Source organism: Dyadobacter luteus (assembly GCF_003383615.1).
Classification (GTDB): domain Bacteria; phylum Bacteroidota; class Bacteroidia; order Cytophagales; family Spirosomataceae; genus Dyadobacter; species Dyadobacter luteus.
Genome location: NZ_QNUL01000010.1, coordinates 106,871 through 118,788 on the forward strand (window position 1 = coordinate 106,871; position 11,918 = coordinate 118,788).

At 44.0% G+C, this 11,918-nt stretch carries 5 protein-coding genes; 2 read left to right on the plus strand and 3 right to left on the minus strand.

The features are described from left to right. Position 1: 1 nt before the first annotated feature. From DSL64_RS14190 to DSL64_RS14200, 3 genes are all read right to left on the minus strand, one after another. Entirely contained in the window at positions 2 to 1,684 is a 1,683-nt protein-coding gene (locus tag DSL64_RS14190) for a RagB/SusD family nutrient uptake outer membrane protein (RefSeq protein WP_115831570.1), read from the minus strand. A 46-nt stretch (positions 1,685 to 1,730) separates the two neighbouring features. Then, positions 1,731 to 4,754 (minus strand): SusC/RagA family TonB-linked outer membrane protein, encoded by a 3,024-nt coding sequence (locus tag DSL64_RS14195; protein ID WP_115831571.1) that lies wholly within the window; start codon positions 4,752 to 4,754, stop codon positions 1,731 to 1,733. 562 nt (positions 4,755 to 5,316) lie between these two features. Then, entirely contained in the window at positions 5,317 to 6,399 is a 1,083-nt protein-coding gene (locus DSL64_RS14200) for a glycoside hydrolase family 76 protein (RefSeq protein ID WP_115831572.1), read from the minus strand. Between the two features lie 417 nt (positions 6,400 to 6,816). Between DSL64_RS14200 and DSL64_RS14205 the strand changes: the two genes are divergently transcribed. After that, a complete protein-coding gene (locus tag DSL64_RS14205; RefSeq protein WP_115831573.1) occupies positions 6,817 to 10,143 on the plus strand; it encodes a SusC/RagA family TonB-linked outer membrane protein in 3,327 nt (1,108 codons plus the stop codon). A 41-nt stretch (positions 10,144 to 10,184) separates the two neighbouring features. After that, a complete protein-coding gene (locus DSL64_RS14210) occupies positions 10,185 to 11,849 on the plus strand; it encodes a RagB/SusD family nutrient uptake outer membrane protein (RefSeq protein ID WP_115831574.1) in 1,665 nt (554 codons plus the stop codon). Positions 11,850 to 11,918: the final 69 nt, after the last annotated feature.

An 11,918-nucleotide genomic window follows, 5' to 3' on the forward strand; every position in this document is an offset into this window, starting at 1 on the left:
CCTAGTTGTAACCCGGGTTTTGTTTGAACTCGTCTTTGTTGCTTACAGCATCCAGCTGAACCTGTGGAATCGGACGTAACATGTGGTGTTCTTTGATATTACCTTTCGCATCGTTATTGTACTTCTGCACATAGCTAATCAGCTTATTGGTGCGTTTCAGATCATACCATCTGAAAAGTTCACCTGCAAACTCCCGTGCACGCTCGTCCAGAATGAAATCAATGTTGAGATCTTTCGCAGCAATTTCCATGTCTGCCTCTTTACCTGCTACCGCACGTTTTTTACGAAGGTCGTTTACATACTTCAATGCTTCAGCTGGATTGGTAGTCATCAATGCCTCAGCAGCGATCAGGTACATTTCAGCGATACGAATCACAAAACCATCTCTTGAACTCCACTCCTGGTTCGCAGTCAAACGGGTCGGATCCATAAACTTACTCAACTGAATAAACTGTGATCTTGTCTGGAGCGTGCCATCAGTCTTGTACATGGTATTGCGGTCATAAATTTTGTATCTGTCTGCAGCATTCGCGATTTGTGCCGGTGTCGCAGCCGATTTCAAAAACAACATGGAAGTATCTCCCAATGCCATTTTGGAATATCCCGTTACCGTACCTGCTTTCAGATTTGCCATATTGGCTTTCCACACTGTTTGGAATGAACCATGGTAACGTTGATCCACATTTTCATTGAACAGATCCAACAAGTGCAAGGTAGGCACATAACGCTGATACGGACGACCATAAGCCACTGAGCGCTCCATACCGGGTTGTTTGTCGTATACCATGATGTAGTGCAGGTGGCTGTTATTTCCTTTTCCAGCGGCAAGGTCAAAATCGCCGTTCATCGTATCGTCGTTGGTGTAATTCACATAATATATCACCTCCGAGTTGGTTCCCCCTTCGGAATTGTTCATTGCCCACAATGATTTAAAATCACTGAATAGCGTGTAACGATTCGTACCAATCACTTCCTTAGCCAATTTCGCAGCCTCAGCGTATAATGCTGCATCATTGGTAGAACTTGCACGAGTCAGGCACATACGGGCTTTAAATGCCTTTGCCACATCCTGTGTAATACGACCTGTTGTCGATTTCTGAGCGGCAAGATTCGTAATGGCAATATTCAGATCATCAAAAATAACCTTATAAAAATCAGCTACACTTGAACGTTTTGCTGTCCTTACGATACCAACTGTAGGTTCTGTAGAAAGTACTACATCACCCCAAGTTTCAGTGATCAGCCATAGATAATGGGCACGAAGAAAACGTACTTCCCCTTCATATTGCTTATTAAGTGCTTCACTCAAAACAGGTGACGGAAGTAATTTCAACGTCGTGTTACATATATTGAGCGCTTTATACAAATGTGCCCAGTAGTCTTTCAAATTAGTTTGCGCACCGTTCAGGTCGACGGTATAATCCGATATCTGGTTTGCTTTATTATCGCCGCCTCTCAGGAAAAGATCTGTTCCGGTTTCGGCAAAAGCAGATGGAAACTCTTTGCCATACCACAACCTGGTGGCAGAATAACTAGCATTCACAGATGCAGTAATGCCCAGTTCAGTTTTAAAAAATGTTTCTTCAGTCAGACCACTTTTATTTGTTTCCTTCAGGTAATCTTCACAAGAGGTTAAACCTACAAGTGATGCTGCCATGCAAAGTGCTATTATTTTAGTTTTCATTAGAATGTCGTTTTAAATACTATACTTCTTTTCAGCTACTACCAGACTAAAGGTCGATGTTTACACCAAAAATCATCTGCTTCACAAGTGGGAAACTCAAATCGCCACCACGCTCCGGATCGTAATCTTTGATCTTACTGAAAGTGAAATAGTTCTGTAGTGTACTGTATACTCTTACCCTTCCAACGCCCAGTTTTTTAGTCAATCCTGATGGAATATTATACCCCAAAGAAACATCACGTATTTTCAGGAACGAGCCATCTACAAAACCCAAAGTAGACTGATACAGGTAGTTGGTTGTAGAATACGAGCTGTTAGGTCTTGGATGTGAGTTGGTTGGATTCTCAGGAGTCCAGTAATCTACATTAGAGGAGTTTTCCAATGCACTTGGTTTGTAAGAACCTGCATTGTATTCGTAATTGATAAACTGACCCACACGGGCAAATACAAACACGCTCAGGTCGAATCCTTTGTACTCAAAATGGTTATTAACACCAATTGAGAACTTTGGTACCTGGGAGAAAGTAGTACGGTCGCCCGGATCTACAACTCCATTGCCGTTCATGTCTGCTACCTTCACATCACCTGGCTTGTTATTTCCAAACGCCTTCGCAGCCTCTTCTTCACCCAACTGCCAGATGCCTATTTTCTTATAATCGTAGAATACTTTGGTAGGTTCTCCCACAAACCAGCGATTGGCTTCATTGCGGGTCACCCCACTGTTCAGTGCTACAATTTTCTCACGGTTCAGCGTAAAAGTATAGTCTGTCGACCAATTAAATGATTTAGCGTTGATATTCTGGGAGTTCAAAGAAATCTCAATACCTCTGTTCTGTACTTGGCCAACATTTTCTAACACGTCGATGTAGCCAGTATGCGTTGGAAGCAAACTTGGCAATAAAAGATCTCTTGTATTAGATTGATAAAGCTCGATGTTACCTGCAATACGATTTCGTAAAAGTCCGAAGTCCAAACCAATGTTCCATGTTCCTGTAGTTTCCCAGGTGAGAATTCGATTTGGCAGTACATTAGGGTAGTATCCAACTGCTGAGCTGGTACCGAAAGCATAAGAGGAAAGACCCAATCCTCCCATAGTGATATACGGATCAATCGTGGCATTACCTGATCTTCCCCAGCTTACCCGTAACTTAAGATCATTGATTACATTACTATTTTGTAAAAATGGTTCTTCAATAATTCTCCATGCCCCCGAAACAGAGGGAAAGTACCCCCACTTATTGCCTTCGGAAAAGACCGATGATCCATCAGCGCGAAGAGACGCCTGAAATATATATTTGTTATTCAGCTTATAGTTTACCCGTCCGAAAAACGAAGAAATCTGGGTTTTACGAAGACGACTTCCAATCATCTTGGAAATTGTATTCGAGTTCAGATCATAAAAGGAAGTAAGCCTGGATCCCTGGTTATCACCCGAAGCATTGAACTCTTCCAATGAAGTACCTAATGAACTCGTTCCTAATAAACCCTGAATCTGGTGTATTCCTATAGTTTTGTTATAGTTCAGGGTATTTTCCCAGGTGTAGTTGAGAACATTATTTAGTTCTACACCTGAGTTAGATTTCCGGCCCGCATTAGCCACTGTATTATAGTCTTTGAAGTATCCTCTGCGAAAATCACTTATGTCCAAGCCAATTGTTGACTTCGCAATCAGATCGTCCGTAATTTTTACATCAATATAAGCAGATGAGAACAAGCGTTTATCTCTGATGTTATTCACAAATACACCTGGCTGCTCATCTGCCAGCGGAGTAAACTGCGCACTATAGCCCGGTGCTGGGTTAAGAATCAATGAACCGTCATCATTGAAGGCTTTCGCAATCGGAAGAATCTTATTCGCCATGTTCAGAGGATTGTCTCTTTTATCCTGGTTTTTGAAAGAATAAATCGCACTTACCCCCACACGGAATCTGTTGTTGAACTTATGGTCAACACTTAGTTTTCCATTCAATCTTCTGTATACATCGTCTTTCAGCAGACCCTTGTCCTTTTGAAAACCGAAAGAGGTCGCAAATGTCGTTTTTTCATTACCTCCGGTCAGGTTCACTTCATAGTTTTGCATTAGTCCTGTGTGGAAGATATAGCTCTGCCAGTCTTCAAACTGCCCCGATCTCAGGTATTCCAGCTCGGTTACCTGGAAAATATCTTCGTCCTTTCTGTATACATTACCGTTGGTAGTTCTGTATGCTTCGCGTTTCTGCTGCGCATATTCCTCGCCGTTCATCATGCGGGGATACAGTGCCTTCGTATTTACCGAAACAAAAGAGTTAACAGACAAACTCGATTTTCCTGACGCACCTCTTTTTGTTGTAATGATAATAACACCATTCGCTCCACGTGTACCATAAATCGCAGTGGACGCTACGTCTTTCAGTACTTCTACAGACGCAATATCCGTTGGGTTGATATCTACAAAAGAGCCATAAGGAATGCCGTCTACCAGTACAAGCGGCCCGTTATCAGCTTTCAAGGAACGGTTACCACGCAATACGATATTGATGTTAGCCCCCGGCTGACCGCTGGCCTGAGTGATGTCTATACCGGAAACTTTCCCCTGCAATGAGCGTAGCGCATTGGTAGTAGGAATGGCTGTAATATCTTTCGATTTCACTGATGTAATCGCACCTGTTACGTCACTCTTTTTCATCGTTCCGTAACCTACCACCACGATTTCTTCCAAAGCCTTGGTATCGGGCAATAGCTTCACATCCAAAATAGAACGGTTACCAACCTGTATTTCCTGAGACAAATAACCCACGTAAGAAAACACAAGCGTTTCATTGCCAGACGGAATGGTCAGTTTAAAAACCCCGTTCACGTCCGACGTTGCCCCGGTGGTAGTTCCTTTCAGCAACACACTCACACCCGGCAGCTCCTCACCATTGTCGCCGGTTACCTTTCCACTCACCTCAAATACAGCGATACTCTTATCACTGACGTGACGGGTCACTTTCAATTCGACTCCCGCATAGACCTGTGGGCTGCTAAGTAGCAGCACGCCACTTAGGATCAGGAAGCCGAGGGCTGAGGCACTTTGTAGTGTTCTTAACATACAGTCATTACAGTTTAATTTATTCTATTTATTAATGCTTAATTCATATTCGAAACAGTCTGCTTTTTCAGGTTCATCAAGCCTTCCGGTAGGGAATAACATTGATTATCAGGCAGGCAAATTTGGGTAATGAGTTTTAAGCGAATGAAATGTGATCAAATCAAGAATCCGGATTTTGAAGACCGTTTGTCATCTTTCATTGATAAAGGGAAGATGACAGAGCACTCGGAATAAGTCAAAAAAATATCAATATTTTTTTATGCAATCGTTATCGGGAACGTTGCCAAAATGGTGCTGTTCTGCTTTTTTATTGGATTATTTAGAAGAAATAAACCTTTTGAACCCAAAAATACATTTTCGGTCACTTGGAAATAATTGTACTTAAGTAATATTTACCATAACACTTCATTCTTAGAAGGAGTACAATTTGTAACCTTCATCGTATTAATTGTTCTTTTTTAAGACACGCAAAAAAACAGACAGACCTGTATAAGTCTGCCTGTTTAAACCTGAAAGTATTTAAATTATAAAAGCCTCTGGAACCGAAATAGCTTTAAATGGGTCAGCGAAGTTGTGATAAGCGTTCGAGCCGGGCGTACATTTCCATCATGGCTGCCTGGTCAATAAGTCCTTTGTCTTTTTTTACACCAAGCAGATTATTTTCATCACGTTCCTCTTTCCAGATACGTTCAGAATCTTCAACGATGAAGTGGAATCTGGATTTGTCTTTGTCCACTCTGTACAATGCCTCATAACCTCTCAGCAACACCACATTGAACCAGTAATGATCAGGTAACTTCCCGTTTTTGTAAAATCGCTTTTCCGCTGCTTTGGCTATTGTTTGGGCTTCCTGAATGTATTTTTTGTCTTTGGTAATTTCATATAATAATACGTTGGATTCCAGCATCGTACCGGTATTGTATGTGTATTGTGCTGAATCGATCTTCATGGATGGAATTTTGATCGCATCCCAATAAATTCCGTTGGCTGCCCGCAGATGTTTTGTCGTCCAGTCATACAGCTTAATTCCTGTAGTAAGGTATTCTTTCTTTTTAGTGATTTTATAGAGCTGCAGCGCGATCAGAATCCCCGGACCATTGGAACACGTATTCTTTGTATTCTTCTCGTCCTCTTTCCAATAGAGTCCTCCACCGGCCAACTCGTCATAGCCCGTCATCATAAAAGTATATATCTCTTCTGCTTTGTCCAGATACATTTTTTCCTTCGTCCTGTTATAAGCGTCAATGCAAGCGATGGCAATCCATTGGTTATCGTCATAAAAGCGCGAGTCCTTGCCTGCACTACTCAGGTACGCCTGGTAACCGGGAGCCGGCGAATCCGTATTATAGTATTTAGCAATAGTATGCAATACAGGTTTCATCAAATCCTGACCGGGCTGAATCGACTCCACCTCATTCGCTGCCTGGATCAATGCGCACAATGGCCACAGGAAGGAAAAAGGTCGCTCGTTTTTGCCGTTGGTTTCCAGATACAAGTCCGCTTCCTTATTGTAGAACACCGAATTGATATTTGCCTGAAGCAATGTTATGCGCTTGTTGTAATCTGGTCGATTGGTTTGTGCTTGCGTGGTGGGTACGAGCACAAACGTCAGAATACAGCTTAAAAGAAAGAGAATCGTCTTCATTGTATGGAGTCAAATAAGACAGTAAAGGAACCCAAACTACCTGGTTTACTCACCTGCTCTTGTCCCTGTGAAGTTTTTCAAGACCCCATACAGAACAAAATGACTTGTTATTTTGTAAAATATTTTAATAAAATTTTGTTATTTCAACAAAATACAAAATACTGTTTCAAAAGAATAGTACAATACTTACATTTGGTTATAGAGGTTGTTGTACAAAAACTCACATCACCTCATCTGTGAAGATTCTATAACCCAAACCCACACTATTTGCCGATAAACCAAAAAAGGTGAACGATGCGTCAACATCATTCACCTCATCAAAAATCCCCCTCTCTGTGCTGCCGCTAAGAAATCCCTGAAAAGGGATAAGGGAATTATTTTGCCAATTTTTTCTAAACCAACAAAACAAACAAAAGTATGAAAAAAACCTTTTACCGAGGGGATAAACTCCTTAGGACGATGAGGACTGGTGTAATACAGGCACTCGTTGTTTCAGGAATTTCCGCCCAGGGCTTCGCGCATAGCGACGAGGCATTCCGGGCGTCGGGTACGTTACCAACACAAACTCACCGAAGTTCAACTGAGACCCTGGACTTTGTTTTGAAAGGAAAAGTCCTGGATGCGGCCGGTGGAACAATTCCGGGAGCAACTGTCGTACTCAAAGGGAGCAGCTCGGTGGGAACAACCACTGATATCGACGGACTTTTCACGCTTTCTCTCCCCGATGGCAGCACAACGCTCGTAATCTCTTCTATCGGGTTCCTCACACAGGAGGTCAATATCACCAATAAAACGCAGGTTGACATCACATTACAATCGGACGTAAAATCTCTGACAGAAGTGGTTGTAACCGGATATTCATCTCAATCCAAGCGAGACATTACCGGTGCTGTATCCACCGTGGATGCCAAAGAACTCACGAAAGTGAATGCGCCCAACGTTGCGCAACAGCTGCAGGGGCGCGTCGCAGGTGTAACCGTTACCTCCAACAGTACGCCCGGCGGTGAAGCAACAGTCCGTATACGCGGATTCGGGACGATCAACAACAATGATCCACTCTATATCATAGACGGCGTTCCGACCAAAGGGGGATTAAACAGTATCAACCCCAATAATATTGAATCGATGCAGGTATTGAAAGATGCTTCATCTGCTTCAATTTATGGTTCCCGGGCAGCAAACGGAGTCATCATCATTACTACTAAAAAAGGAAAAGCAGGTGCTCCGCAGTTCAGCTTCAATAGTCGTTTTGGTGTACAAACCGGCCAGGTAGATTTGGGGCTGATCAAGGATCCGCAGCAATTTGGTGATCTCCTTTGGACACAACGCAGGAACGCAGGTGTACTCACCAACGGCAATCCTTCTCATCAGCAGTATGGCAATGGTCCAAGTGCTGTTGTACCTGACTACATTCTGGCAGGATCAAGCTATGGCCTTTTTGAAGGTGCTCCGCAAACTAATCCGTCTTTGTACAACTATAACAGAACGGGTTTTTACCAGATCGTAAAAGCCAACAGAGAAGGTACCGACTGGCATAAGGAAATCCTTCGCCCTGCAGCCATTCAGGAGTATAACATTGGTGCTTCCGGTGGTTCTGAATCTGGCCGTTATGCACTTTCTCTTAACTATTATAAGCAGGACGGAGTATTAATTCATACCTCTTTTAACAGGTACTCATTACGCTCCAACACCGAATTTACTTTCAAAAAGAAGGTTCGTTTCGGCGAAAATCTGGAAGTGAGCTACACTGAAAACAAAGGCTATTATAACAACAACGGTACAGCAAGTTCCTCCAACAACCAGGACGGGAACCCGATCGGGAATGGATACCGTATTCCGTCCATTATTCCTGTTTATGACATCATGGGCAACTTTGCTGCCACAAGAGCAGCGGGGCTCGGTCCGGCTACAAACCCGGTTGCACAGCTGTTGCGTACCAGGAACAACCAGACCAACAATTTCAGGGCTTTTGGTAACGCATACGCTGAAGCAGACATCTTTACAGACCTGGTAGCCAAAACAAGTATTGGTATTGACTTTACCAACGCCAACAGAGTCGGCTACACATTGATGGATCTTGAAGAAGCTGAAATCGAAGCGAATAATGCCATGACCAATGCATATGCCTACGACGTAAACTGGACCTGGTCGAACACACTTAATTACAGCAAGACATTTGGTGGTATTCACAAACTGAACATTCTGGCAGGTACTGAAGCAATTAAAGGAACAGGAAGAGATTTCTCCGCAACACGTACCACCTTCTTTTCGGAAGATCCTTTGTATATGTACCTCAACTCCGGAACAGCGGGTATTGCCAATACAGGTGCAGGCTACGAATGGGCACTCTTCTCCATTTTCGGTAAACTGAACTACGCACTCAAAGATCGTTATCTGCTGGAAGCGACTGTTCGCCGTGATGGTTCTTCCCGTTTCGGCGCTAACAATCGTTACGGAACTTTCCCGGCATTCAGTGCAGGCTGGAGACTTTCTGAGGAAAATTTCATGAAAGGACTGAGCTGGCTCACAGATCTTAAGCTACGTGCAGGATGGGGACAAACGGGGAATCAGGAAATCGGAAACTACAATGGTTTCAGTACGTACCGCTCCAGTCTGAGTCTATCTTCATATGCAATCGACGGTTCCAACAACTCGGTCACGCCTGGCTTTGATACGGAAGCATTTGGAAATCAAAATGCCAAATGGGAAACAACAACTCAGACCAACCTCGGACTCGACGCTACGTTGCTGAAAGGTATGATTGGAATCAACATTGACCTCTACAACCGTACCACTTCCGATATGCTGTATCAGGTAGCGCTGCCTGCTACTCAGGGTGTTGCCACTATTCCTTTTGTAAACGTGGGAGAAATGAACAACAAAGGAATTGACCTGGCGCTGGACTTCAACAACAGTGCTTTAAACGGAGACCTCACCTACTCCGTCGGCGTGAATTTTTCAAAGTATAAAAATGAAGTAAATAAGCTGAATAACAGCCCGACCGCCGTACTGCTCGGCCCCACGATTCGTAGCTATACCTGGACTCGCTCGGTGGTGGGCATGCCGCTCTATTCATTCTATGGTTTGAAGATTGACGGTATTTATCAGAATCAGGGCGAAGTGGACAACGGCCCGCTATATCCGGGATATGCCGCTGTGGGTAAATACAAATACCAGGATACCGATGGAGATGGTACCATTACGGACGCAGACCGTGTTTTTATCGGCAACCCTCATCCTGATTTTACCTACGGAGTAAACCTGAATGTCGGTTACAAAGGGTTTGACCTGTCGGCATTTTTTCAGGGAGTACAGGGAAATCAGATCATCAACATGGTGAAACGTTGGGTAGATTTCAATAACCAGGCAGGTAACAGAAGTCTGCGTATGCTGAATGACTCCTGGACACCAGACAACCCGGATGCAGTACTGCCGATACTGGACGCCAATGACAGCCGTAGCCAGCAGCCTTCAAGCTACTTCGTGGAAGACGGCTCCTATTTCAGAATGAAGAATCTGACGCTGGGTTATACCCTTCCCAATAAAGTGGTTTCTAAAATAGGATTGTCTAATGCCCGTATCTATCTGCAGGGCCAAAACCTTTTCACTATCACCAAATACAGCGGTATCGATCCGGAAGTAACGTCGGTCGGTTCCACACCCGGAAGCACTGTTTTGGGCGTAGATCAGGGGAATTATCCTATGTCGAAAATGTACCAGATTGGATTGAATTTCGGATTTTAATACAACTACAGACAAATAAGGATTTTATCAATCAGAAATATATGAAAAGCAAAGTCTTAGTATTAACAGCATTGGTTTGCGTGGAAATGATGACTTCCTGCGGGGAGAAATTCCTCTCCACAACGCCGCTTGGCGTAGCAAACGAAGAACTGCTTTCGAACAAATCAGGTGTGAATGCGGTCCTGATTGGTGCATATAGCTTGCTGGACGGCGTGGGATCAGGTCCGGTTAATACCTCGTCGGTAAGCAACTGGATATATGGCTCCGTGTCGTCCGACGACGCCTACAAAGGAAGTGACGTGGGAGATCAGGCTCAGATCACCACCATTGAACGCTACATTGGACAGGCAGATATTGGCGCTTACAACGACAAATGGATTGCAGTATATGACGGTGTGTCCCGCTCCAACGATGTGATCCGCCTGATAGCCAAAGCATCTGACATGACAGAAGCTGAAAAAGCACAGGCAATGGGTGAAGCCCGTTTCCTCAGAGGCTGGTACCACTTTGAAGCAAAAAAACTCTGGAACATGGTACCGTATGTTAATGAGACGGTAACGGATTACATCAATCTGCCCAACGACCGGGATATTTGGGTAGACATTGAAACGGATTTTCAGTTTGCTATTGATAACCTTTCAGCTACCAAAGCGCAGGTTGGTCGCGCGAGCAAATGGACTGCAAAGGCACTTTTGGCAAAAGTACACATGTATCAGCAGGATTATACCGCTGCCAAACCGCTGCTTGTCGACATTACCACCAATGGCCCTTTCAGCCTGGTAAACAGCTTTCACGACAATTTCCGCATTACTACTGAAAACAACAGTGAATCGGTTTTTGAAGTGCAGATGTCCGTAGGCGATGGAGGAAACGGCCAAAACGGAAGCTGGGGTGACAATTACAATTTCCCTTATGGTTCTGCGCCGGGCGGTTGCTGCGGATTTTACCAGCCTTCTCAAAACCTTGTAAATGCTTTTAAAACCGATGCAAACGGATTGCCACTCCTGGATACATTCAACGAAGTGGATGTAAAGAATGATGAAGGACTGGCTTCAAGCGACGCGTTTACACCCTACACCGGCACCGTAGATCCGCGCCTCGACTGGACTGTTGGACGGAGAGGCATTCCTTTCCTGAACTGGGGTGTACATCCCGGTAGAAACTGGATTCGCGACCAGGCTTTTGGCGGACCGTATACATTCAAAAAATTCTTTGCTTACAGTGGTGAAAATGCCGGAGCAGAATCGCCCCGTGCCAATGCAAACAATTACCGTGCGCTACGCTACTCGGATGTGTTGCTGATGCGGGCAGAGGTAGCAGTTGAAGAGAATGATCTGGCTACAGCTTTAACCATTGTGAACCAGATCAGGACACGTGCAGGGAATGTAGTGGTAACGAATGTAAACGGACAGCCTGCTGCCAACTACCTTATAAAACCGTATACAGCTTTTGCAAACCAGGAATATGCAAGAAAAGCGGTAAGGTTCGAACGCCGGGTGGAACTCGCTATGGAAGGTCACCGTTTCTTTGATCTTGTTCGCTGGGGAGTAGCCGCTGAAACATTGAACGCTTATCTGGCCAAAGAAAGCAAACTTCGTACTTATTACAGTGGTGCAACTTTTACAAAAGGCAAAAACGAATACTTCCCCATCCCGCAAGCGCAGATTGATATTATGGGAGCCAATGTTTTAAAGCAAAATCAGTAATTTATTCTAAGAAAAATCATAAATTTCCATGATATGATTTCAAAATCAGTTACTGTTACTCCAACTTAA